The 22,923-nt window shown below is 57.5% G+C and carries 21 protein-coding genes and 1 pseudogene; 9 read left to right on the forward strand and 13 right to left on the reverse strand.

The window, feature by feature from the left end; translation table 11 throughout:
* Positions 1 to 2,185: 2,185 nt before the first annotated feature.
* From D1Y85_RS00005 to D1Y85_RS00035, 8 genes are all read right to left on the reverse strand, one after another.
* The gene (locus D1Y85_RS00005) at positions 2,186 to 2,827 is read right to left on the reverse strand and encodes a hypothetical protein (protein ID WP_124148996.1); all 642 of its coding nucleotides are present in this window, start codon (positions 2,825 to 2,827) and stop codon (positions 2,186 to 2,188) included.
* A 30-nt stretch (positions 2,828 to 2,857) separates the two neighbouring features.
* Entirely contained in the window at positions 2,858 to 3,253 is a 396-nt protein-coding gene (locus D1Y85_RS00010; RefSeq protein WP_185218863.1) for a hypothetical protein, read from the reverse strand.
* A gap of 173 nt (positions 3,254 to 3,426) precedes the next feature.
* Entirely contained in the window at positions 3,427 to 3,786 is a 360-nt protein-coding gene (locus tag D1Y85_RS00015; RefSeq protein ID WP_124148998.1) for a hypothetical protein, read from the reverse strand.
* Positions 3,787 to 3,897: 111 nt separating this feature from the next.
* On the reverse strand, positions 3,898 to 4,227 hold the full coding sequence (locus D1Y85_RS00020) for a hypothetical protein (protein WP_124148999.1): 330 nt from the start codon (positions 4,225 to 4,227) through the stop codon (positions 3,898 to 3,900).
* 119 nt (positions 4,228 to 4,346) lie between these two features.
* Positions 4,347 to 4,631 carry a hypothetical protein gene (locus D1Y85_RS00025; protein ID WP_124149000.1) on the reverse strand — a complete coding sequence of 95 codons (285 nt, stop codon included), beginning with the start codon at positions 4,629 to 4,631 and terminating at the stop codon, positions 4,347 to 4,349.
* 77 nt (positions 4,632 to 4,708) lie between these two features.
* Entirely contained in the window at positions 4,709 to 5,041 is a 333-nt protein-coding gene (locus D1Y85_RS00030) for a hypothetical protein (protein ID WP_124149001.1), read from the reverse strand.
* 61 nt (positions 5,042 to 5,102) lie between these two features.
* On the reverse strand, positions 5,103 to 5,258 hold the full coding sequence (locus tag D1Y85_RS26890) for a hypothetical protein (protein ID WP_185218864.1): 156 nt from the start codon (positions 5,256 to 5,258) through the stop codon (positions 5,103 to 5,105).
* 15 nt (positions 5,259 to 5,273) lie between these two features.
* Positions 5,274 to 5,468: a hypothetical protein gene (locus D1Y85_RS00035; protein WP_124149002.1), complete on the reverse strand. Its 195-nt coding sequence runs from the start codon at positions 5,466 to 5,468 to the stop codon at positions 5,274 to 5,276.
* Positions 5,469 to 6,169: 701 nt separating this feature from the next.
* On the opposite strand from D1Y85_RS00035, the gene D1Y85_RS00040 reads away from it, so the two are divergent.
* Positions 6,170 to 6,964 (forward strand): hypothetical protein, encoded by a 795-nt coding sequence (locus D1Y85_RS00040; protein ID WP_124149003.1) that lies wholly within the window; start codon positions 6,170 to 6,172, stop codon positions 6,962 to 6,964.
* 186 nt (positions 6,965 to 7,150) lie between these two features.
* A complete protein-coding gene (locus tag D1Y85_RS00045; RefSeq protein WP_124149004.1) occupies positions 7,151 to 7,849 on the forward strand; it encodes a hypothetical protein in 699 nt (232 codons plus the stop codon).
* Positions 7,850 to 8,138: 289 nt separating this feature from the next.
* On the opposite strand, the gene traI is transcribed toward D1Y85_RS00045, so the two are convergent.
* Both traI and D1Y85_RS00055 read right to left on the reverse strand, forming a co-directional pair.
* The gene (gene traI, locus D1Y85_RS00050) at positions 8,139 to 10,736 is read right to left on the reverse strand and encodes a TraI/MobA(P) family conjugative relaxase (protein ID WP_124149005.1); all 2,598 of its coding nucleotides are present in this window, start codon (positions 10,734 to 10,736) and stop codon (positions 8,139 to 8,141) included.
* Positions 10,726 to 11,091: a plasmid mobilization protein gene (locus D1Y85_RS00055; RefSeq protein ID WP_124149006.1), complete on the reverse strand. Its 366-nt coding sequence runs from the start codon at positions 11,089 to 11,091 to the stop codon at positions 10,726 to 10,728. Before D1Y85_RS00055 ends, traI begins: the two co-directional genes overlap by 11 nt.
* A gap of 343 nt (positions 11,092 to 11,434) precedes the next feature.
* Here D1Y85_RS00055 and D1Y85_RS00060 point away from each other — a divergent pair, with 343 nt between their 5' ends.
* The 4 genes from D1Y85_RS00060 to D1Y85_RS00075 are packed head-to-tail and all read left to right on the forward strand — an operon-like array spanning position 11,435 to position 14,888.
* Complete coding sequence (locus D1Y85_RS00060) at positions 11,435 to 11,767, forward strand: hypothetical protein (RefSeq protein WP_124149007.1); 333 nt, start codon at positions 11,435 to 11,437, stop codon at positions 11,765 to 11,767.
* A gap of 15 nt (positions 11,768 to 11,782) precedes the next feature.
* Positions 11,783 to 12,049, forward strand: a complete 267-nt coding sequence (locus D1Y85_RS00065; protein ID WP_124149008.1) for a hypothetical protein — start codon at positions 11,783 to 11,785, stop codon at positions 12,047 to 12,049.
* 23 nt (positions 12,050 to 12,072) lie between these two features.
* Entirely contained in the window at positions 12,073 to 12,612 is a 540-nt protein-coding gene (locus D1Y85_RS00070) for a hypothetical protein (RefSeq protein WP_124149009.1), read from the forward strand.
* 2 nt (positions 12,613 to 12,614) lie between these two features.
* The gene (locus D1Y85_RS00075) at positions 12,615 to 14,888 is read left to right on the forward strand and encodes a DotA/TraY family protein (RefSeq protein ID WP_124149010.1); all 2,274 of its coding nucleotides are present in this window, start codon (positions 12,615 to 12,617) and stop codon (positions 14,886 to 14,888) included.
* Positions 14,889 to 14,947: 59 nt separating this feature from the next.
* Here the strand turns inward: D1Y85_RS00075 and D1Y85_RS00080 are convergent, their stop codons facing one another.
* A complete protein-coding gene (locus tag D1Y85_RS00080) occupies positions 14,948 to 15,202 on the reverse strand; it encodes a hypothetical protein (protein WP_124149011.1) in 255 nt (84 codons plus the stop codon).
* 198 nt (positions 15,203 to 15,400) lie between these two features.
* On the opposite strand from D1Y85_RS00080, the pseudogene D1Y85_RS00085 reads away from it, so the two are divergent.
* Positions 15,401 to 15,541 (forward strand): annotated as a pseudogene (locus tag D1Y85_RS00085) (CAP domain-containing protein); the annotation flags it as partial.
* Positions 15,542 to 16,708: 1,167 nt separating this feature from the next.
* On the opposite strand, the gene D1Y85_RS00090 reads toward D1Y85_RS00085, so the two are convergent.
* Entirely contained in the window at positions 16,709 to 17,710 is a 1,002-nt protein-coding gene (locus D1Y85_RS00090; RefSeq protein WP_246024717.1) for a plasmid-related transcriptional repressor protein, read from the reverse strand.
* 381 nt (positions 17,711 to 18,091) lie between these two features.
* Here D1Y85_RS00090 and D1Y85_RS00095 point away from each other — a divergent pair, with 381 nt between their 5' ends.
* A complete protein-coding gene (locus D1Y85_RS00095; protein ID WP_124149012.1) occupies positions 18,092 to 19,060 on the forward strand; it encodes a hypothetical protein in 969 nt (322 codons plus the stop codon).
* A 504-nt stretch (positions 19,061 to 19,564) separates the two neighbouring features.
* Here D1Y85_RS00095 and loiP read toward each other — a convergent pair.
* Entirely contained in the window at positions 19,565 to 20,329 is a 765-nt protein-coding gene (gene loiP, locus D1Y85_RS00100) for a metalloprotease LoiP (RefSeq protein WP_124149013.1), read from the reverse strand.
* A 1,388-nt stretch (positions 20,330 to 21,717) separates the two neighbouring features.
* Here loiP and D1Y85_RS00105 point away from each other — a divergent pair.
* Positions 21,718 to 22,836, forward strand: coding sequence for a porin (locus D1Y85_RS00105; protein ID WP_124149014.1), 1,119 nt, complete (start codon positions 21,718 to 21,720; stop codon positions 22,834 to 22,836).
* Positions 22,837 to 22,923: the final 87 nt, after the last annotated feature.

The raw sequence follows: 22,923 nt of genomic DNA on the forward strand, positions 1-22,923 counted from the left end.
CATACAAGACTGGCTTGTGGCTCAGCGGACAAGAGATGCGGCTGCATAACCCGGGGCCTCTGGAAGGCGAAAAACCGGGGGAACCTCATACAACCCACCGACTCAGTGGGTGCGTGTCACTCAATTGGCACCACCGCAGCAGCAACACTATTGCAGGGGAGGCCTGCGGCCGAGCGGGAATTGATCGGACAATTTGACAGGGGACTGCTTATGCAGTCCCCTCATACATCTCACTTCACAGGGGGCAACCCGCCGATACCATGAGCGTATATGGCCACTTCTGATGCGGGCGAAAATCCGCTTCGAGTCGAAATGTACCCGTCGAGCTACAGGGCCAAAGTCATTCCGCGACACAGCAATACCTGATGGCATCAACCTCAAAATCTGGGCTCCAAAATTAGAAACATAATTAAAGACGCTTCGCTTCCGCTAGCACTATTGCGGGCAACTTCGCTGGCAGCGCATTGGGCGTAACCACATCGACCGTTACTCCGACCAACTCTCCAAGTTCGGCCATATCACAGCATAGGTCGAGCAGCGACGCGCGCGGCGGCATATCGACGAGATGGACTGGGTGTGAACCGTCAGTCGATCGAATCTTCGACTTTCGAGCCTTTCTTCAATGAAGCACAGTTTGGGCACCCCATTTGCCCTCTCTTTTCGGCTTTGGCCAGGCGCTGAGCAACGAATACTGGCCAACAGTAGTCGCAGTTGAGGCAGCGAATCACATTCTTCTGCGCCCGTATTGTCCCGGTCACCGGATCACGCATTGAGGTCGGCAACGTGCCTACCAGTGTAAATCCGAGCAATTCCAACCGGTCATTGAGCTTCCGCCGCTCGGCTTCGCGTCGTCGCCTCGCCCGCGCATTAACTTCTTGCGTATAAATCGTCCGGCATGCGGCGCAAGGCGGTGGAAGGCTTCGCCAAACCGGCGCTACGAGCCACTTATAGAGATCGGAGCGGGTCAGCCTGCGCACCTTGGCCGAAGGGTGTGCAACACAACGTAAGGGCACTGTTTGATGCTCCGTGCATATGGAATATCTGTTTCGACCAGCGAATTGATAACCGTGCTGTTCCAGTCGGTCGAGAAAATCGAGCCATCGACCACCGTTTCCTTCCCTGTCACAAAACGGGCATCCGGTCTTGCCGGGAAACCTGTTTTCCAGCTCTCGTGGCAACTTGCCGAACTCGCCGCCGCAGGTATGGCGCCACCGATGTATGTACGATCTACCGAGCCACGGTCCAACGAGCTTGAACTCGGCCCCGATCCTTGCCAGCGAATCACGGCCTAGCGCTTGATAGACCTGCTTCGCGTCAATCTCGACACCGTCCCTGCGAAGTTTGAGCCCTACCGACCTCGCAATGCGCCTAAATTCCCGGATGGCAGTCGGCAAGTAGGACCTCGAACTCGTTGTCAGTTTGGCAAGTCGATCCGACTCGAACCAGACAACGTCGACCCGCCAATCGTGCAGTGGACCGCCCTGGTGCCTGCCGTTCGTCGCCTTCGCCTCTTTCACATCATCCCGACGAAGTCGTTCTGCCTTCGAAATACCCCGTTGAAATATGGGAACGTCCGTCTCAGGACGGTGATAGGAGCTGTGATTCTCGATCGCTATTTTGCGAGTTGGAGATGCCGCATCGTAGATTAGCTTCCGCGTTGGGTCCGTAGGGTCGAGTCCTCGCACCGTCATGTGTTGCCAATCATCCGACCCCAACGCGTAATGCCGCAGAAGCGCGTACAGAAGTCGCTCTCCGAACGATGCTTTACATTCGGGACATCCGCGCTTACGAATGTCACCGTAACGCCGGCGCATCGTGTGGCCGGCGGCACAAGTGACGTTCACCAAGGTCGACGTTGTCACGACATTACCGGAGGGCTTGCTAGTCAGCGTAAGACCGAATAGTTGCAAGCGCGCAGTCGCTTCAGCGACGCTTAGGGGTGTATTCCGCTGCTTCGGTCGATCGACGTGCATATTCGCTCACACAGCCATCTTGAATAGGTCACGGTGTAATCCGGACGATTCCACGACCAACGGCTGATCAGACGATCCTGCAGCCCGCCGACTACGATGAGTGGCTGCACACGACAAACGTTGAGGCGGCCCGCTCGATGCTTCAACTGATGGCGGTCGACGAAATGCGGGTAGAGCCGGTACAGACGTGAGCGATACGGTCAGATTCCCGCTCAGTCGGCTTCGGATATTGGGGCAAATTCGTTCAAGAGCCGAATGATCTCCGCGGCGACCTTTTGCCGCCCCAATTCCATCTGAAGCTGGATCTGGCCCGCCCTCCGTGCAACTTCGGCGTGGTCTTGGTGGATGGGCATGGGATTCCCGTGCAGCGTCGCCAAATTGAGCTTCATCGCGTTGACTCCGTTCTTTATCAGTGTCACACCCTCGACCGCTCCGACCGTTCCCAGATCAAGCATCGGGATTTGTTGGAGCATCCGAAATGCCTCATCGAAGATCGCCGCGTCATGGTTCGCGACATAATGTTCGGCAAGGTTGCGATCGAGCAGCGCAACGGCCGCCCCTTCTACGACGCCAACTGCGTGTTCTGTCATTCCCCGAACCGCGGCGAGCCTACTTGAACGGAGCATAATGTCGCGTCTGTCGGCATCGCGGCGCTGGTTGGACGCGATGCTCACCGCATATAAGATTGCACCTATTGAGCCGAACGCCTGCACCCATCCGGCATAGTCAGCACTTGTGACGGGTAGGTGCAAGACTAAAGCCGTTATCAACGCTCCAACGAGGCAGGCGAATCCGTACCGCTTCAAAGCCATCACGTTGAGTTTCGCGGAACGCGGGTCAATCGAAGGCCTCATTGTGTTGTCTCGCTTTTCCAGTGTGCGGCCTCAGATGACAAACCAACCATCGAACCAAGTCGGGAATACAAGGGGAAATCCTGTTGCCGTCGCTTGCTCAAGTCGTTGCTGCACCGCCTCGAGTGCAACGGTTCGCGCCAGATGCTCGGCCAAAGCGGTCGTTGGAAAGGCTTGCTTCGTCGCGTGAACACCAAACGCACGAAAGCCCCACGTCTCATGCTTGACCTGAATTGTGTACAGCCAATAATCTCGACCATCACCGATCTCATGGTCGTGGATGGTGTACTCAAACGTCTCGCCGCGACGGTTCGTATACGTTTCAGGAAGGCTGATTTTCCTTGGTCCTTTCATCTCTTTTCCTGTTCTTACCCTGGTTAAACTGATCGACAGCAAAACAAACCTCAGCCCAGGGAAGCGCATGCCCATGCAGCAACCGGGATCGTCATACCGGTTAGCAAGCCACCCACGAAGGCATCGCCACCTTTGACGAGGACGTGATGGACGCCTTGTTCAGATCTCGAAGCTGAGCGGTCCAGATAGCCGCGCTGTGTGTACCGCCGATTCACTCGTTCACTCGGTCGCCGGGTCGCATGCAATACCTACGCTGTGGCAGGCACCCGGGTATGTGACACCGCGCCATCGTTGGCGACGACGAACCGAAATTCCGACTCGCGGTACTGGATCTCGGTAATCCCGAAATACAGCGAATCCAGCAGCCACGCGGCCATGACCATCTGGATGATGGCCTTGGTCACGTCTCGGTGTTCGCCGGTATTCACCGCCTTTACCAGTTCGCCACCAAAAAAAGTCACCGCTCCCATCGTCCAGTCCACGCCTTTATCACGTGCGATCTGCACACGCTCTTTGGCTACCGTCAGCAGCTCGTCGATGTCCAGATGGTCTACAGCCTCGAAATGCGGTTCGCCCTTTACATTCAGGACGAGAGTTGTGATTTTCATATACTTAGATCCCTTGCCGCTACTAGTTGATGGCTCTCGTTCAAACGAGCCGATAGTGGATCGTGCCCGACAGGAAACCGTTGCCGTTATCAGCCTTGGCTTTTCCGGAGTTTATTGACTGCTGGTCCATGAAATGGTCGTCCCGCGAAAAGGCACCTCCAAGTCGTTTCCGACAATCTGGTTAGGGCCGACCCTATTCACGGGAGAATGGCCAATGACCTTGCCTGCCACTTGCCCATAGAGGGTCAGCGTCCCATGATTGATGACGTTTCGCGCGACTTGCCCGTGCACGACGGCTATCCCGCCCGGTTCAATGATCAACCCTCCCGCAAGTTGGCCATTCGCGATTAGTCGGCCGCCCGAGCGAACGTAGGTCGTTCCAGTGACCTGTCCAGACGTCTCATGGTCGCCGTCAACAATCAAATCGCCTTTGTGCTGCATCGTTCTCTCCCGTTGTCTTCCTTGCACGCGGCCTGCGCCGCTTTTCCGATTTGTACAATGAGTGGTTTCAGCCACCGTGCCCGCCGCCGTGGCCCCCTTCGCCGCCACCGTGTGCCGACTCAGTGCCGGTCGCCGTGGACGGAATAGACCACGATCTCTCCCTTTCGGACGAAGTGCGTTTCTCCGCCGCCCTCCTTGGTCACTTGAATATCTGCGGTCGCCTCGAAGTGGGTTCCTTCTCGCTCACGCCCCATCAACGTCCGCAAGCGCTGTTCTGTAGGGATGAGATGTTCCCGGATCGCGTTAAAAATCCCGTCAGCCTGATCGCCCACATATCCGCGTGAGCTAACCGAGCCTACATCTGGATGCTCAATGTGGAGCATGCTGATTGCCTGCTGAGTCATAGCGTTGTCCTATGGTTAATCTTGTTCTGTGCATGCAAAATCATGCCACGCGCTTTTCCGTGTTGTCCTGCGTCCGGTCACTCAGCCGCCGCAACGTCGCGGTATGGGACCCAGTAATCCACTTTCTGGCCAGGCACCACGAGATGAGCAGCACCGACATGAAAACCGTCGCGACCGATCTGGCAGGCGACTGTCCCGGCCGCCAAACGGTGAGCAGTCTGTTCAGACAGAGCGCTCGCCAGCGACTGAGATGATGCGTAGTCGATGTGTTGGAACGCATCCACACTGACCGCCCCGATAACGTCGTGCTTGACCACCACGCGTTGATTATCTGGACCGCATTGCACCGCCGCCGAGGCCGACGTCATCACCAAGGCGGAAAGAATGGCGACAAGAAGCTTCATTTTCATACTGCGTACCCCGTAGGTTAGTTAATGTTTTCCTGTTGAGCGGCAAGAGCCGCTTTTCCTCTCAAATGCCGCGCGAAGCGTCCACAGTGAACGCCTCGCCGTTGTACTCACCGGCGATAATGCGAGCGGCCAACGAGCGCAGCGTGCGCTCCCCAATCTCGTATATCCCGTCGGTTTTGCGTGCGCCGCGCACGAGTGTCAGTGCGATGTTGCTCATGGTTCTTTTCCGTGGTCACCTGTTGCCACGTTCCTCAGCATCGAGCGCCTTCAGACGGTTTGCCTGTTCACGCAACTGCGCCCTGGCAAGCGGCATCGTCGGCGCTTCTGCGAGCCGCTGCATGGATACGCCCACCCCTGCGACAATGCTGAACCCTCCAGGGTGAGCGTCGATTCGGATGGATTTCCGGAGCGGTTCGCGCTTCGTCATCACGCTTTCCTTGTCGAGCGGTCGAGCCGCTTTTCCTACCGATTTTGATTGCGCTCAACGTCGCCTGAGGCTCGATAATGAGTGACTCTGACATCCTGTAATAGGATCGATTCGGTTGCACATTACAGGGCATTATGGATGATACGGCCCTATTTATGCAACCCGAGCCGCACGCCACTTCAAAGGAAAAATCGGCGCGTGCCATCGCGCCTGCGCCCAATCACGGCCGACACCCCTGTGGGCAATTTCAGGCCACGCGGGCGACGCAAATGGCCGACCACGTGCGCTCGCGCGGCAAAGGCTACAGACCGGCATAGCGGCCCCTATTGGATCAGGCGTTCACGCGTGGCTGGCCCGGTGCGGCTGTGGCGATCAACTCACGTCGAAAGGCACGCCGGCCTGTTCGGCGACTCTCTTCTGTGCCGTATGGAGGTGCTCGGAGGCCGAGCTTCTTCGTCGCCACAACCACGGTCCTTGAAGGCACGCCACCATCGTGTTGGCACGCCTTACCTACCGCTTGCACAACTAAACTTGTGCCTATCGTCGTGCGTCGCAATGTTTCCCGTAATCCCTTGCACCACAAGGCGCGGCGGCCAAAGTCCGTTTCAACTAAAGTTGTGGCTATCGGCGGTGACCGCGTCAACTAAAGTCGTAACGCGGTGGCGGATTGCATCTAATCTTGCGTCGCAATAGCCGGCCAAATGCCCGACCACGACGACAACCCGATCCCGGACGGCGTCGATCCGGACCGTGGGCTGGAGATGAAGGGAAAGGAGCAGACTATGCCGGTCCAATACTTCTCGGAACTCCCCTTGTTTGCGGGCCTGTCTGTCGATCTGCGCGAACTCGTCGGCAACATCGAGCACCATGCTGGCCGGCGCATTGCAGTAGAGCGGACAGAAATAGGGAAAATGGCCTGCGACTTCGACCGGCACGTGGCCGTTATCCAGGTGCCCGACGCCGGTCCGCCGCGCGTGTCGTCGGTCTTCCACGAGCTGCTGCACCTGAAGCGGTATTTTGTCGATGGTGTGCCGAAACTGCGCCGCTGTGGCGATGAGCACAGGCTCGACGACGAAACCACACAGTTTGAATGCCTGGACAGCCAGATCGAGCACCTGTTTATCGTGCCTCGCGAGCTGGCCCGCTACCGAAACGCGCGAGGGTACTGGGAAGTGCGCGTTGGCGCTGTGCTCAATGATCCGGGACTTGCAGATGACGTTGCGCTCGTAGCGTCGGAATTCGTCCATCGAGTCCTGAACGGCGGTGTTCTGTCTGACGCGGCACAGGCGCAGATCCAACGACGAGGCCTCGTCGACGCCTGCAATCGGTTCCATCAGGCTGCCGACGAATCCAAGGAGGCCGCGACGCTGTGCCTTTTCGAGACATTCGAGCTCGGCCGCGAGAAGCTCCCGCGCGTGTGCCTGGACTATTTCGCCCGCCCACAGGAGGTGCCACTGGCCAGCATCAAAGGTGCTCCAGTGCGTGCACGTGGATAGGCACAACTTTACTTGCAACCTGGAAACAGCTCTAGTTGCGTATGCGCTCCGACCGCCCTCGCCCGCTTTTCCCGGTGTGGCATTGCCTGATAATGTTTATTATCAGGCAATCATTTTTCGGCAAAATGCAGCGTTTCCGGCGCGATTCACTCCACGTCCTCCACATGTAGAGAATTGGCTATTCAGATGAGAAAAGAGATTCCGAGGTCTCCGCGGACAATCGCAAAAAAGCAGTTGAATAACCAGACGACTGCAGCACCTTCGACTGGGTGGTTCCTTAGGTACGGTCCGTTGGTGATATCCGGTGTCGGGGTCGCGATCTCAGTCTTTTCTCTGGTTATATCTTTTACCCAAAACGGACCGGCGATCCTGAGGAACGCTCAAGCGGCAATGAGGTGGTATCGGACAGATCACGAGCTCACGGGTTTCTGGACAAACGACGGAGAAGGCATCATCGATGCCCAAGATTGGACCACGAGCACCGACGACGCCGTCGCATTCAATCTAGTTGTCGAGCGAGGGAAGGTATCAGGAGAGTCGACAAGCAACCGCTTTTGTAAGTTCAGCCCGTACAGCCGGCTAGGAGTGGACGGCGTTGCTTCTGGGGATCGAATCGACGCTATGCTTTACGACTATATCGGTGGGAAAAAGGTGGTCTTCGCCGTCCTTCAGATGGTTGCCGATCGGAAGCGTAACGTACTGACAATTTCGCCCATCAATCAGCCGGCAGCGATGCTTCCTGCATCGTTTAAGCTCTCGAAATGGGCGCAGCCAGATCCCTCGATGAACCCGCACCTCTGCTTGGATTTTTTGAGCGAGTCGGCTAAAAGGGCAGAGAAGCTCGAACAAGGCAAAAAACAGAACACACCCTCTCCCAGTCAATAACCGGGTGCACTTCGGTATCAGCGACGCCTTGTGGCGTCATTGCAGCGTCGTTGTGGCGTCGTTGTGGCGTCGTTGTGGCGTCGTTGTGGCGTCGTTGTGGCGTCGTTGTGGCGTCGTTGTGGCGTCGTTGTGGCGTCGATCACAGCGACTGAAGTCGAATCCGACAGCATCCGCACAAAATATTGGCGCCACGCGGCGTCATTGTGGCGTCAATGCAGCCTCATTGGTGACGCCGTGATTCGAAATCGAAGGCAACGAAGCGGACGGCGGCCCTTGTCCTCGCTGTTTGTCATTTTCGGGGTGAGCTGGGTGGCCGTGACATCTGTTGTTCACTGGTTCGACCTTCAAGCTCAAGCCATCTTTCCCGGTAGCGATCGAGGCGTACAGCTTCGCGATTGCCTACCTCTCCAAACGCGAAATCGGCGGCCCATCGCGCGTAGCCGTCCCAGTCACGTGCTTCCTCGCCGGCTCGCTCGGACATCAGCGCGTGCTCAACTTCCGCACGGGTGTAGCCTGTAACGCGTAGACGCACGGCGATCGCGGCGTCGATGCTTGAGATATCAAGCGCATCCCGGATCTGCCTCGTCATAAGGTCAGCACGATGTACTCGATATGCATCGGCCGCAGTCGCCGCCGTGCGCGGAAGCTGGATTTGGGTAATTTCCCCGCGGGCCGAAACCAATCGTGCTCGAAGTTCCTGTATGAGTTCACCGGTCTTGGAGCAGATATGGTGCTCGGCATACCGAAGTCGGATTCCTGGCCAATCGCCGGGTGAGCTGCCAGAAATCTCTGGCGCTCGATGTGACAGAATCCCTTTGGCCGGCGTCGCGTCGCCATACCGTTCGTTCAATACTCGGCTGATCGCCACAACGTCAGAATTCTCAGCAAGCTCCCCGACATTGACAACAGCCTCGAACGAGTCCGTACTGCTTTCGACAAGGGCCGCAGGCTTAAAGCCGTCGATAAGAAAATTCCGGGCCTGTTCCCGCGTCATGCCATGAATTACAACGTGCCGTCGTTCATCCGACAGCGGGGTGTACTCAAGCTCATGAAGTCCGTCGATGTATCGCGCCCGTCGGCCGATTTCCTCAACTGTATAGCCATCGATTCGACCACCCATGACCATCGGCTGCCGGCCTCCATCCGGCCACGTGCGTATGTACGTGATTCGATATCGATCCGCTCGGACCGCTGCGGCGTATCGTTCAAACTGACGCTGCCGGTCGGATTTTCGGGCGTCGACAAGCTCGCGAGTGAGCCGGTCGCGTTCCCGCTCGATAGCATCCTGGAGCTCCGGATTCTTGATTCGCAATCCGTGCTCTGCTGCGAGACGAACACATAGCGCCTTGTAGTCGGGACTTCCTTGCAGCGAGAATGAACCCCACTTTTGTGCCGCGAGTTGAAGAGCCGCCAGCGTACTTCGCTCGTCCTTCCAAGCGTAAACTTGGATGGTGCTCCCGCAATCCACAAACGATGCCCTGTGGCTGAATAGCAGGTCGTCTAGCGCATCGCGCCGGACATACTCAACTTGCTTCCCGCTAAACCGTGGCCGGAATGCCCGGATATCGTTGGCTGGAGCTGCTGGAACGTCGTCAGCCGGTTTATCTCCGATGATCTCCTGCGGAATATCTGCGCGATAACGCCACACTGCGGCGACGGCCGACATCTGACGCTGGCGTAGCCATTCTTCAAGACTTGGAAAAGCGGGAAGGCGCGCGGTAAGTTGCTTCCGCTCTGCGGCCTGCCGATCAAACAATGAAGCTCGTTCGGCGGCTTGCTCTGCCGCCAGAACACTACGCAACGCATTCAAACCCACGCCACGCCCCACCCAGTCGCGCGACGCGAAAAGTTCTTGCCGTGCTTCCCGGTTCTGCTTCCGCATTCCCTCTCTCTCGGCGTCGTGCCGGCAGCGTAGTTCCAGACGCGCGGCGGAACGCTCCTTGATATGGGCTTGCCTCTCAGCCGTGTACTTTTCCCAAGCGGGTAAGCCCGGCACAACTGGCTGCGGTGTCACGCGTTCCGCATTGCCCAAGGAAGCACGTTGCGTCGCCTCATCAGAAGGTCGGAATGCTCCAAATCTCTTTTCTAACTTCGCCAGGCTGGCAGCACGATCGACGGAGGATGCCTTCACCGCTACTTCGCCAACAAAGATAACCGCACCGCTACCGGTACGCTGATACCGCATGTTGACGGCCGCAAGCCGGGAGTGAAGTTCATCCCAGCTCGTGGCCGTACGGAAAACATCTCCTGCATTCTCTTTCGCGATTCGCACGACAGATTTTTCGCCGGTGCGATTTTCCATATCTCGACGTTGCTGATTTGGCTCACTAGACTGCTTCTGCTCCGAGGCAGAACGCGCCAGCTGTCCGTCGGGTAAGACGATATAGCGGCCATTCCGTTCGCGTTGCCAGCCTTGCGTGTGCTCGATCCGGGCGACGGCACGATGGACCACTTCGATATCGAATCCTCGGTTGATCTCGATGCACTTCAAGGTTTCGGGGTGAACGCGATTCACCAACACATGCACGTGTTGGTTGCGGCTATCGGCATGCAGCCCATAGATCACTTGATGCTGTTCCAGTCCGAGCTCATGAAGCAATATCGTAACGGCCTCCTCAACCTGAGCCGCTGCCGGCTGCTCGCCTTCACGCCAGCTCAGCACATAGTGCTGAACTGGATCACGGCTACGGGTTGCTTCCTCTGCCAATGCAATCATTTCCAGTGCCTGCACATCTGGGAGATCCGAAGTGAAACCTCGCGCACCCGAATAGACGCACTTTTCCTTGCTGTCGGCCGCCTCCGGTGAACGGACATACTCAGCAAGCGCGCTGATGCGCTCAGCTTTGCTCGCTGACCGACGCGGATTGGAAATCTTCTTACCGATCACCGGCAGTCTCCCTATGGACAGCTTCCATGTAGGAACGTACGGATTCGACCGTTGCCGTGACGGTTCGCAATGCTTCGGCTGTTTGGGCACTGTAGCTGCCGCCACTTTCAACGTGTACGTGCTTCAGCAGGCCGCCAACTCGGCCAAGCTCAGACCGGATGCGCAGCAACCCCTTGAAGTAGGCTCGATCGACGTTCGCTGCTATTGGGCGATTGAAGTAGCGGCGTCGCACCAGTTCGCTAACAGTCAGGCCAGCGAGATCTGCGTCCTCCTTGAGGCGGTCTCGTTCACTGACACTCAGCCTGATGGTGACGCTCGCATCCAGCGGTTCCGTTCCCTTCTGTTCAAACGGCATGACTACAACTCCATCAGGTTCCAATCCCTCCATTACTAACGATGTGAGCGATTCGGACCATGGCGCATATGCATGAGTTTCGTGTCGGCTACACACGAACGTCAGAACACCGATCACCCGGATTCAGACGCTTCAGGATGATGAGCCGGCATGTGAGAAGCGAAGCGCCGAACGGGCTGGCGTGGTTTGTCTGCAACATGAGCGAAGCCATGTGTAAGACAAACCCCATCCTGTAATTTGGACCCTCACACGCCTTCGAAATCTACCTGCTCTGCAGGTCTTATATGTCGTTGACGGCAGGAAGATCACGAGTACACGATGAATTCTCTACCGGAGAAATTCAATGGCAAAACACACTTTTAGTCGCACGCTGATCTCACAGCTCGAAGGCCAGTTGCGGTCACTACCCAAGGTCGAGGCAAAACCGCAGGATCTGACGAAAGTCGAATCTATCCGTGCTCTCGCAAACTCCATTAGAACCGCGCAACGTAACGGCTACAGCCTGGCTGAAGTCGCGGAGAGACTTACTGCATCCGGTTTGGCAATCAGCGGGAGCACGCTAAAGAACTACCTCCAGCAGTCTCGGCAAACATCGAGAAAGAAAGCGGTCGCTGAACGTCCTCTGTTTGACGGAAGCACACCCCGTGAAAACCCACCCGCTCAGAATGAGCAATAGCGAGGAGAGAGTGACATGCTACTTGTCGACTATCTACGCGCGCTGGCGAAACTGAAAGGGCGCCCACGTCGCGACCCTGATTTCCGCCTAGGCGTCGTCACTACGATCGAGACAACGATCGCCCAGGCGTTCGTGACGGTGTGGGCGGTTCGCGCAACGGAGTTGCCGCACGACGTGGGCACGTTGATCAGCGCCTGGTCTGTCGTCGGAATGGTGGGAATCTTCTTCGTCGTTTCGTGGGGTGCACTCCTGAAAATGCTCACGCTTGAGCTGCGTCCCTAGGTCTATTTCTCCAGGAGCCAGAAATGATCGATCAACAAAACAACGCACGCCCGGCGCTCGAACTGGTGAAAAGCGCGGGCAAACAGGTTGCCCTGAACATGATCCCCGGCTACCCGCTGGTCGGAGCCGTCAAGGGTTTCGGGAAAGCCACCGCTCCGGGTGCTGCTGTCATCGCAGATCTCGCAAAGCAGTTGCCACAGCGACGTACCGGCAAGCGTGTTCGCACCTGGAATCAGGCGCTCGCGGCCCGCCCGGCAGATGCACTTCCGCTGCGCGAGATTGAGCGGCTGAACACACAGGCCAAGCAGATTTTCATGGTGGCCGGTTTTCTTGGCCTGTGCCTGAACTTGGGCAATGCCATCAATCACAACTGGACGGGCGTTTTTTCCTGTGGCCTGTTCACGCTGATCTGCGTGATGCAGATGTTCAAGTTTGAGCTACGCGTGCGGCAGATGGAAATTGGCCCACTCAACCCGGATTGTTTCCTCATCTCGGCGGGCGAATTCCTGCGCAGTAAGGGTTTCGTGAAACACCTGTTGAACCCGCGTCTGGAGTGGAAATAATCATGCGCAAACCTCCTTTCCAACGCCTGGCCGGCGTCGCGTTTGCGCTGTTGACGTCGACCCAGCTCGCGCATGCGCAATCCACAGAATCCGTCAGTTCGATCACGAGCGCCGCGAACAGCGGCACGGATCAGTCGATGGCTCTGCTGAAAATTGTATTCGGCAGCGTGGCCACGAACCCGATAAACGGCGGCGGTTCGAGTTCCGTGATCGGTCAGGTGCTCTCAACCTTGAACGCCTGCATCCTCGTCGTCGGTGCGTTGTGGGCTGTATACCTCTTCGTCGCGGCGATGATCGCGACCGGCGCAGAGGGGGAATTCATGGGCCAGAAACGATCCTCGATCTGGTTCACGATTCGTAATGGGGTGGGCTTTACGCTGCTCGTGCCGCTTCCGCTTGGCTACTCGGGCGCTCAACTGCTGATGATGTGGGCCACGATGATGGGCGTGGGGATTGCAAACCTCAGCACGTCGAGCGCAACGAGCGTGTTGACCAGCGGCGGGTCGATGGTCGCGAGCCCCGTCGCGCCCCAGGTAACGTCATTGTCGAAATCACTTTTCGAGGCCGACCTTTGCGCGGCGGCCGCGAATGCGGGCCTCGCGGCTGTCTCGACCGATACCGGCGGAGTATCCGCCGACGCGGGTGAACAGTTCAACCCGCAAACGGGGACCGGCAAGGTCGTTCTGATGAACGCGAACGGATCTTCCTGTGGCGGGGCTCAGGTAAGTCTCGCCGGCGGGTCGAACGGCAACAGCAGCTCGAGCACGGGCATGACCGCCTTGTCGCCAGATACCAGTGCAATCACGTCGGCGCTGTCGAGCGCCCAGCAAAGCGCATTGACCACAATGCAATCGACGCTATCAAGCGCAGCACAGTCGTATGTGTCGGCCGTCACCTCTGGTTCTCGGCCTGCGGATCCACAGCAGACAATCAACAATGCTGCCCTGGCATATCAGTCCTCGATCCAGAGCGCGATCCAGGGTGCCGCCGGCGGCGTAAGCAGCATGTCGAGCACGTTGGCAAGCAACCTGACGCAAAACGGCTGGTCCATGCTCGGGGCCTGGTATGAATCGTTTGCGATTGCGAATTCCGAACTGTCCAACTCCGCGCAGGCCACGGCCACGGCGTTTGGCCCGACCGACCTCTCCGACCTCCCATACCCGGATGTGTTCAATACTGTCATGGCGGTGTACAACAAGCAGCTCCAGCAGGACGAAAGCACCAACGTTCCGGCGGTGGGCTCGGCCACGAGTTCGACGGGTGTAGCGGCCGGATCCGCCACGTCGAGCGTCAGCAACTTCCTTGGGGCGTCGGTAGATCCCGAGCACATCCTCGCGGCCATCTTCCCTGGCCAGAATATTGTCAATGGTGTCACGTACATCATGTCAACGAGTGGCACGGGCGGCACCGTGAATCCGCTGATTGGCATGAAAAACCTCGGGGACATCATCCTCGATGGTGGTTGGACCATGCTGGGCCTCTATGTGGCGAATGCAGCATCACAGGGGGCTATCTCGGACGGCATAGGCTGGCTCGCCAGCAAGGCGGCATCTGTTGCGACGCTTGGCACGGTGTCGTCGGCCAATGGAGCCGTTCAGGCCGCGCTGAAGGCCGTTTCGCCGATCCTGCTGATGCTGATGGTGTCGCTGTTCTTCTTCGGGGCAACGCTCTCGGTGTACCTGCCGATGCTGCCGTTCATCATCTGGTTCAGTGGAATCGTCTCGTGGTTTGTGACTGTCTGCGAGGGAGTCGTCGCTGCGCCATTGTGGGCCTTCGCGCACCTCGACGGCGAGGGCGAGGGCATGGGGCCGAAAACCACGCACGGCTACGTCTTTCTGCTCAACCTGATGCTCCGGCCAACGTTCATGGTGGTCGGGTTCCTGCTCGCGACTGTTGGCATCACTGGCCTTGGCATGATGCTCAACACGATGTTTTCCGTCGCAATGGCGAACGCGCAATTTGACAGCGTAACGGGCCTCGTCAGCATCATCGCGTATATCGTGCTCTACGTCAGCATGTGCCAGTCGCTTTGCCAGGCTCTCTTCAGCATGGTTAATCATCTGCCGAACGCGGTGTTCGCTTGGGTGGGCGCGTCGATGGCAACCACGGTCGGTCACGACATTCACGACAAGGTGCAAGGGCATCTTGGCGGCGCAAGTCGCACGGCCGGTGGGCATTTTCAAAGCGGGATGCTCGGCGGCAAACCGAAAGGTAATGCAACGGGAAGTCGTGCCGGGAGTATCGGACCTAACAACAGTGGTGAACCACAGATTTAACGCGGACTACAATGAAGAAAGCCCGCAATAGCGGGCTTTCTTCTATTTATCGTCACCGATCAGGATTTCGGCTTGCCATAGGCCACATATGCTCTATGAATGATGTTCTGCTGGTTCTCTTTGACCATTAAATGGTGGTTCGGGTCCAGTTTGGCAAGTTCGCTGATCACAACGTCTTTCAGTGCCTTCATCGCTTCAAGGCCAGCTTTCGCGTTCACCAGCTCCTGTTCGAGTTGCCGCGCATAACTTTTCCAGCTATCGGCCGCATCGCCGTTGCGCTTGGCGAGCGCCAGAGTGTATCCGTCGACGGTCATTCGCAAATCACCTTAGAAAAGGCCTACTGTCAGAATGGTACGACACCGGGCGACATGTCGCTAGTGCGCAATCAGTTCACCCACATTCTCGACAAGTTCTGCATCGAATTGCCGATCGTGGCAAACGTGCCCGACAGGAGGCGAGACATCTGTCTTAAGAAACGATCAGATGACGGGTCTCGTCAAGTCGAAGCTCATCTGCCTGCGTTCGAAGCCGTCGCGTACCCGACGTCACCGTTGACCGCGAACACAACTTACTCGGTGTCGCTGACGGGGACAATCAACGGCACGCCGTTCTCGCGCAGCTTTACGTTCACGACGGGGAACGTTGTCGGTTGAGTAGCGCTTACCTTATCGGTGCGGCCCCGCCTTCTGGCGGGACTTTGTCCCTGACTCGCGGAGCGGTCTTACCGTATTAGCCGGAACTCTCAGGTGCCGCCCGACGAATCGGTATAGGTCGTGTTGTCCAAGAACACGCCGACGATAGAACCATCGACTTGACTCACTGCGCAAAAAAGGGTTGTGGAATCGTAGTTGCCGCCCCCGACATAAGGCGCGGGAGCGGTGGAATACGACACAACCACGTATGTCCCGCTAATGTTGGCCGGCATCGATACAGCATACATCGTGCCGTTAGCGATCCTAACAGTGCCTGATTGCCCTAAATACGGGGCAACCCACGACTGCGGTACCACGGACGCGGGCGGATTGTCTACCGCGTCTACTATCCAATAAGGGTAGAGGCTGGTGGCAAGGTTCATGCAGATGTACACCGCGGCGGCAGGTGTCGGCGCGGGCGGCCAACATCGCAACCCTACCCAGCTCGCCCCATCCCACGAGGGCGCTGTTGTTTGACTGTAACCACTCGGGCACCTCGGCGGTGCCTGATAGCTGCATTGCGGACTTGACCATCCGGATCCGATCCACTGTGACGCTGTTACCGTGGTCCATCCATCAGCAGTGGAACAGGCCGGTTGCGGCTGGGCAGCAGCGCCAATCCGGCCCAGGCACGTCGAATCCTGATATCCCGCCACGCAGCCGACTGGTGCAGCTATCGCCTCAGGTCCAGCCAGGAGCAGCATGGCCAGCACACAAAGTCTCAAGATAAATACGTTAATCATTGCTCCCTCGTAGGTTGGTGCTTTTGTTTTGGTTGTTACCGGTCAGCCTTAGGTTTCACATCTCTCTCGTGGTAGCGGCCTGTGGGGCTTGTGGGCAGCAGCCGGCCGGTTGGCAAGGTGGGGCAACCCGAAGAGTTGTCCCGGCTTGTCAACCAGAGAGTGCGCAGCGCTCAGGCTGTCACCTCGCGATGCGAGGCTGTCCACAAATCCACAGGCCAATCGCGGTGTACAGCAAGTTGTTTACGGGCCATAGCCAGTAAAAGAAAGGTAGAAAGAAGGTAGAAGGAAAAAATATCCAATTTTCCCTAATCAAATCAAATCGTTACAGATGATGCGTGCGACGCCATCCCGATACGAAGCGACGCCATCCCGACACGAAGCGACGCTATCCCGATGAGGGCGCGACGCTATCCCGAGGCTGGAGCCGCAGGACAAGCTGCGGCTTGCCTTTGGTGCTGTCCTCAATATTCCCTTTGGCAATGATCTCCAGTCGCTCCATTTCGCGCACGGCACGATCGAGGGCGCCTCGAAAGTCCCGCATTCGTCCTCCGTACTCCGTCTTGCCCTTGAGCCAATCTAGCGCGTACCGCTGCACCGGGTCGGCGGACGTGGCCACCAGCCTTTGCAGGGTCTTGGCCATATCCAGCCCGCGCCCGATCTGCATCCGCTTGTCCCAGTCGATCAGACTGTATTCCCGGTTGCCGAACATCAGTACCCATCGGGGATCCAGCGTGTAGCTGTACGTCTCGGTGTCTTCGTCGTAATGGAAGTCGCGGAGGACATGAAAAGCCAAGGAAGAGCCGATCTTGTACCGGGTGGAGCCGTCCGGCTTCTTGGCCTCGACGTAGAGGGTCCCCTCAGTTAGCGCCCGGATTCGGCGCTGTAGCCACTGGTAATCGTGCTGGCCCGTGTTGCGCTTGAGCTTGCGCAGCAACTCGGCGCGAACGAGCGGAACAGGCGTCCCCATCGGATAGGGCCGGGCATAGAAGATCAGCGCCATGATGATTTCGCCGTCTGCCTCGTCCAGTTGTTCTCCGGTGTACTCCAGCACGCAATCCGACCGGCTGACCATAACGGTCTGCCGGTGGAACTTGCGCCGCCCTCGCGCAATCGGGGCAATGAGACTCGATCGATTCAGATGATTCGGCATCGCACCGATATCGAAGCCTGGCAGGAACAGTTGCTGAGGCTCCTCGGCGGCCTTTTTCTCGAGCGTAGCTGCGACCGCAGCCGTCTTTTCCTTGAGCCACTGCATAGAATCTCGGCGTACCGGGACACGATGCGGATGACGGCGCGGCGCGTGATCTGCTCGCGCAAATGTGTCTTCAGAATCGTCCACGACGCCAGCCTGAAGGGGCAGCAATTCGTTGTCACGCTCCATCGTCATATTGTTGCGCCGCTACGTTACTGCTCGCCCGTCTTGCGCGGTCGACCTCGGCGCTGCGCGACAGAATTAAGGCCGTTCAGCCACTCGCGTACGTCCCTCGCACGCCAGCGTACGCACCGGTGTTCGGTCATCGCTGGCTGGGGGAGCTTGCCTTTCGAATTTCGCTCGTAGAACGCCCCCGGCTTGATCCCCAACAGGCAGGCAAATTCCTTGGGCGAAATCAACGCGCTCGGATCCAACCGAGCAAACGTCACCCTGAAGTCCTCAGTAGCGCGATTTCCCTCGACGGCCATTTGTGCACCCCATATGAATCATGTAATCTCATTCACATGATTCGGCATGACACACACACCGCACACGGCGTATAAGCGAGGGTTTCGGATGGCCCGGCAACGAAAAGAAAGCGATGAAGACCGGCAGCAGTCAGCTATCTACTTGGCAAATTGCCTATGGAAAGGTAAAGACCGCGAACTAAAGGCGCAGGAAATAGTTGAAGGTCTGCTTGGTCTGCCTAAAGAATTTTTTGCGGACCACATGTACGTCAGGCGGACTCGCACCAGGAATGGCCCGGGCCCGCTTAAGGTGCGCGGCCTACATGAAGTGGACTACGTTGTCAAGAGCCAACTTGGCTGCGACAAAGGTAGATTGGACGAGCAATACGTCTTTGAACTCGGTCTTCGGCAGCTGCTTAACAGAAAACTCCCTCCATCAGGCATTGCGCGCCTGCTAAGTCGTCGGCACGGAGCTCAGGTGATTTTTGAAAAAGGCTGCACCCGCATGCGCGGAGGTCATTTGCCTGAAACGAAGCCAGGTAGGCCAAAGAAATGGACGAAAGTGACTCCAGCGGAAGCTCGCGCTGCACTGGAAGAATGGATCGATGAGATTGAAGCCTACGGCTGCCGAGTGATGGATGCGGAGCAGTGGCTGGATTGGTTCAAGTACGCCGATCCAGCAGAAACGATGGAAGTATTTCTGCAGACTTGGGCCGATGCTTGGCCGCTCGGAGAAGCGCCCTGCCCGCCGATCTATGGCCTCGACCTTGAGTTGTGGGAACACAATGGGATGTTGGGCAGCACCGCGTTTGTTGATCGCCTGATTCTCGTGACGGAAAGCGATATGCCCTACAGCGTCTACCATGCGCGGTTTGAGCAACCCAAACGGAAATCCAGCCTCTGCAGCCCCGAAATCACTGCTGAGCAGTTTGATGGCGATGAATGGGAGACCGAGTGGCACGGCGACGATATCGGCGCGCGGGCAATCGACCGGAACGCTCAAATTGCGCGGTCAGAGGCGGATGCGGCGACGCTGATCGATCGTACGCGCCGGCGGAAAAGTGGCGGAGTGAACTAAAGACCTGTACTGAATTTAGCTGATGCTAGCTGAGCACTATCGGAGAAAATTCCTTATAATCATAAACATGCGTGCATCGAGACTTGATGCAGCGGGGCTAGTTTCTAGGTTCACACGGCAGGGGTCACTGGTTCGATCCCAGTACTACCCACCAGATTCATGGGTATGTTGGAAGCCCGAAGAACAAAGGCCCTGCGACGAAAGTCGCAGGGCCTTTGTCTTTTCCTGGTGCTATTTCCTGGTATTGCTGAAACCCACGGCAACCCTATTCACCAGATGTCGCGTGAGCGGTAACTATCTCTGCAGCAGGTGTCGAACGCTGTTCCGTGCCCGTCGACCGCCAGTTCGCCACGCGACGACGCAACATGCACCAGATGCCAGGCGCTGCCCGGCAAGCGCCGCGTAGCCCTGACCCGATGAGCGAAGCCCGCGCGGAACTTGTAGCGCGCGGCCTCGCCCCCTGGCAAACGGCAACTTCTGGCTACCGTGCAGCTCCAACCAGAATTAGCCTTCGCTCTTGATCCGATTCTGGATATGCTCCGCACGGCTCGGCGACGACGGGTGGGAACTAAGCATCGAACTGGCTCCACCGTCCAGCGTTGCGAGCTTCTGGAATGCCGTCACAAGACCCTCCCGCTTCATCCCCTGTCGCTTCAGGAGATCGAAAGAGTAGTCATCAGCTGCGCTTTCTTGTGATTGAGAAAACTGCGCGTTGACGAACTTCTCAGTGAGATCGCCAAGCTGCGATTGGCTCAATGCGCTCGCCATTGAATTGCCGGTCGCACCCGCCGCGGTTCGAGCCGCGCTCACGGTATAGGCCGTCTGCATCGCCTTTTTCGAATGACCCAGGGCAACGTGACCCATTTCGTGGCCGATAACGCCGCGGAGTTCGTCATCGTTCATCATGTCCATCAAGCCGCTGTAGACACGAACGCATCCGTTCCCCATCGCCCACGCGTTGACGTCTTTGGTCATATAGACCTTGTAGTTGATCTTCTGACCGTTCAGCGTCATGTCGCCAAAGCCCTTCATCACACGCGTGAGACGCTTCGCGTAGGCACTGCCGGACGCGGCCACTTTCGACTCGGCATCGCTTGCTTTGCATGCCTCACCCGATAGCGCCACGATGTCGCTGTCGGATAGCGTCGCGGCCTTGAAAAGGTTCGTGCCAGCGGAAACCGCAGCATCAGGATTGATACCCTGCATTCCGCCGCAGGCACTCAAAGCGATTGCGAAAGCACCTGCAATGCACGCCTTGTTCATCTTCATTTCCATACTCCTCTGCTTGGTGTGGTTGTGTTGCTCAGCGAAAAGCCGCGCTATTTATCAAGCAACCCCATTTCTTTTCCCAGAACCGAGTTTGCGCATGAATTCGTCGGTATCCGGTCAATCTGAATGCGTAGCTGACTGATTATGAGATGGACCTCAAACTGGCCGTTCAGCCTAACATGGCTCACGATATAAGCATTTTTTGATATGCGACCACTAATCAGCCATTTGATACGAGTCAATTTGATTCAGATTCGGCTCAACTCCCCGTTTACCGATATTCGCTATGAATTCGCGGCCTCCGTCTAAACCATTTCAAGAACCATATTTTCAGGATCGAAGGGTTATCTATAAAAAACGGACGGCAAGGGGCTACTCTGATGAATTTGACGCGGCACTGAAAACCATCAACGCGCCCGGTGCCCAATGGTCGCTAAGGAGCAGCCGGAATCGCTGCAGGCTGGATGAGAATTCGGATGGGGTTTGAATCGAAAATATGTTCCGAATAAACTCCGCCCGCGAACGCCGTAAAATTAATATGCTCGCAGATCGAACCGCACTCGATTGACAATCAACAGGACGATTTCCTACGCACACCATCCAGAAATTCCGTCATTCCACACCAATTCACAATACGTGGATCGAAATGAATACCGACGCTCGTTATTTCCAAATATAAATAAAAGCGGCAACTCCAGGAAAGTCGTAAATCGATTCCGCTTCTTTGGCGGAAACCCGTCGAATTGGCACCAACCCTCGCAGTCCGCCTCGCGATTTGGGACACACCCACCTCGAATCGATCACAACGCCGGCATTCAGTGCAAGTGCATCGTTCCTCTATGAAAGAGTACGGACCCGAAACCGCTTAGACGGATTTGCATCCGGTGGTTTGTTCGCCTCGCCTGGCATAGCGCCGCCCCGTCTTCACTGCCGCGCAGTGGCCGCCAGCAGCACTCAACAAGCGATGCCTTAAACCAGGGATCATGGTCGACGATCGACCAGTCAGCGAAGTCGGCAGTTGCATCTGCATCATCCCGCAGCACCTCCCATACGATCCCGGCAACGCCCGGCGACCTGGCGCTGGGCATCGTCGCGATGATTGGGGCGATCTCCTCGCTGTACGCGCTACCCGCGCGCTCAAGCGCTGTGACCGCATCGAGCAGAAGTCACCCCGCCCTGACAGACTCCCCGCGCCACGGCCCGCCGGCGACGTCCACCACAAATTCGCGAAATGTTGTAGCCAGGCGACATCTGCGCGAATTCTTAACAGATTTTTATTCACCGGAAATATCATCGCCGCGTTACCCAGCGCGCGGGTCCTTACCGACCGAGCGGGTTCCAGAGCCAAGCCGTCGCATAGCGACGGCTATAACTAATTTGGGGATCACATGAAAAAGACCACCGCCGCAATCGGCGCCGCCTTGCTTGCCCTCTCCGCCCAGTCTGCCTTTGCGCAGAGCTCGGTTACGCTGTACGGCATTGTCGACACCAGCATTCGCTACCTTTCTAACGCAGACAGCCAAAACAACGGCCAAGTGGCAATGGGCGTAGGCCCGGTCACCGGCAGCCGCTGGGGCCTCAAGGGTTCGGAAGATCTGGGTGGCGGCCTCTCGACGATTTTCCGCCTCGAGAACGGCTTTAATTTGTGGAACGGCGCATTCGCGAGCTCCGGCAACCTGTTCAACCGCTCGGCGTATGTCGGCCTGAAGAGCGACAAGTACGGTCAGCTGACCTTTGGTCGCCAGAAGACGCCGTTCTTCGACGAATACGGCGACACGTTTGACCCGCTGACCCTCGGCAACTACTGGCAAAACAGCTGGATCTACAACCCGATCGGCCCGTTCCTGTACAGCAACAACTCGGCCAAGTACACCTACGCGATCGGCGGTCTGAGCGTGAAGGCGATGTACGGCTTCGGCAATACCGCAGGTAGCGTCGGCCAGAACAGCATGTACGCGTTCACCGCAACGTATGCGTATGGACCGGTGGAGGGTATCGTTGGCTGGCAACAGAACGACACGCCCAAGGTGAACAACGCTTTCAAGAGCGCCGGCACGGGCAACGGGAAGTGGAATCAGGTCAACGTAGGTGTGGTTTATACGGTCGTTCCGGCGGTGCGCCTGCTCGCTGGCTGGCTGCACTCGCAGGACAACACGGGCACGGTTGACAACGCCCAGGCTCAAGCAGGCCTCCCGGCCACCGCGAACGTGAGCCCGAACCGTATCGACGACAACTTCTACCTCGGCACGACCTGGCAAGCCACTGCACCGCTCCTGGTTACCGCTGTCGGCTACTACGGCGAAGCGCGTAATGCGGCATTGCTCAACGGTGGGCTCGGTAATGGCAAGAACTATTCGGCCACGGTGCTGGCTGAGTACTCGCTGTCCAAGCGCACTGAAGTCTATGGCACGGTTGACTATACGCACGGTACGGGCGCATACACCATCGACTATCCGGGTCGCAACAACCAGACCGGCGTCGCTGTCGGCCTGCGCAACATCTTCTGATGTTCTGCCCGGCCACGTGCCGGGACCGCTGATACAGCACGGAACCGCATGCGTGAAAGCGCATGCGGTTTTTTTGTCTTCAGCGGC

Origin of the sequence: Paraburkholderia dinghuensis (assembly GCF_003837865.1) — a bacterium.
Taxonomy (GTDB): Bacteria; Pseudomonadota; Gammaproteobacteria; order Burkholderiales; family Burkholderiaceae; genus Paraburkholderia; species Paraburkholderia dinghuensis.

Coding starts and splice junctions, on each gene's coding strand:
- D1Y85_RS00005 (WP_124148996.1), bottom strand. CDS start 2,827: ATGAGGCCTTCGATTGACCCGCGTTCCGCGAAACTCAACGTGATGGCT.
- loiP (WP_124149013.1), bottom strand. CDS start 20,329: ATGAAGATGAACAAGGCGTGCATTGCAGGTGCTTTCGCAATCGCTTTG.
- D1Y85_RS00035 (WP_124149002.1), bottom strand. CDS start 5,468: ATGACGAAGCGCGAACCGCTCCGGAAATCCATCCGAATCGACGCTCAC.
- D1Y85_RS00025 (WP_124149000.1), bottom strand. CDS start 4,631: ATGACTCAGCAGGCAATCAGCATGCTCCACATTGAGCATCCAGATGTA.
- D1Y85_RS00030 (WP_124149001.1), bottom strand. CDS start 5,041: ATGAAAATGAAGCTTCTTGTCGCCATTCTTTCCGCCTTGGTGATGACG.
- D1Y85_RS00010 (WP_185218863.1), bottom strand. CDS start 3,253: ATGGGCATGCGCTTCCCTGGGCTGAGGTTTGTTTTGCTGTCGATCAGT.
- D1Y85_RS00070 (WP_124149009.1), top strand. CDS start 12,073: ATGATCGATCAACAAAACAACGCACGCCCGGCGCTCGAACTGGTGAAA.
- D1Y85_RS00015 (WP_124148998.1), bottom strand. CDS start 3,786: ATGAAAATCACAACTCTCGTCCTGAATGTAAAGGGCGAACCGCATTTC.
- D1Y85_RS00045 (WP_124149004.1), top strand. CDS start 7,151: ATGAGAAAAGAGATTCCGAGGTCTCCGCGGACAATCGCAAAAAAGCAG.
- D1Y85_RS00040 (WP_124149003.1), top strand. CDS start 6,170: ATGCCCGACCACGACGACAACCCGATCCCGGACGGCGTCGATCCGGAC.
- D1Y85_RS26890 (WP_185218864.1), bottom strand. CDS start 5,258: ATGAGCAACATCGCACTGACACTCGTGCGCGGCGCACGCAAAACCGAC.
- D1Y85_RS00080 (WP_124149011.1), bottom strand. CDS start 15,202: ATGACCGTCGACGGATACACTCTGGCGCTCGCCAAGCGCAACGGCGAT.
- D1Y85_RS00090 (WP_246024717.1), bottom strand. CDS start 17,710: ATGACGATGGAGCGTGACAACGAATTGCTGCCCCTTCAGGCTGGCGTC.
- D1Y85_RS00095 (WP_124149012.1), top strand. CDS start 18,092: ATGGCCCGGCAACGAAAAGAAAGCGATGAAGACCGGCAGCAGTCAGCT.
- D1Y85_RS00060 (WP_124149007.1), top strand. CDS start 11,435: ATGGCAAAACACACTTTTAGTCGCACGCTGATCTCACAGCTCGAAGGC.
- D1Y85_RS00075 (WP_124149010.1), top strand. CDS start 12,615: ATGCGCAAACCTCCTTTCCAACGCCTGGCCGGCGTCGCGTTTGCGCTG.
- D1Y85_RS00020 (WP_124148999.1), bottom strand. CDS start 4,227: ATGCAGCACAAAGGCGATTTGATTGTTGACGGCGACCATGAGACGTCT.
- D1Y85_RS00065 (WP_124149008.1), top strand. CDS start 11,783: ATGCTACTTGTCGACTATCTACGCGCGCTGGCGAAACTGAAAGGGCGC.
- D1Y85_RS00055 (WP_124149006.1), bottom strand. CDS start 11,091: ATGCCGTTTGAACAGAAGGGAACGGAACCGCTGGATGCGAGCGTCACC.
- D1Y85_RS00105 (WP_124149014.1), top strand. CDS start 21,718: ATGAAAAAGACCACCGCCGCAATCGGCGCCGCCTTGCTTGCCCTCTCC.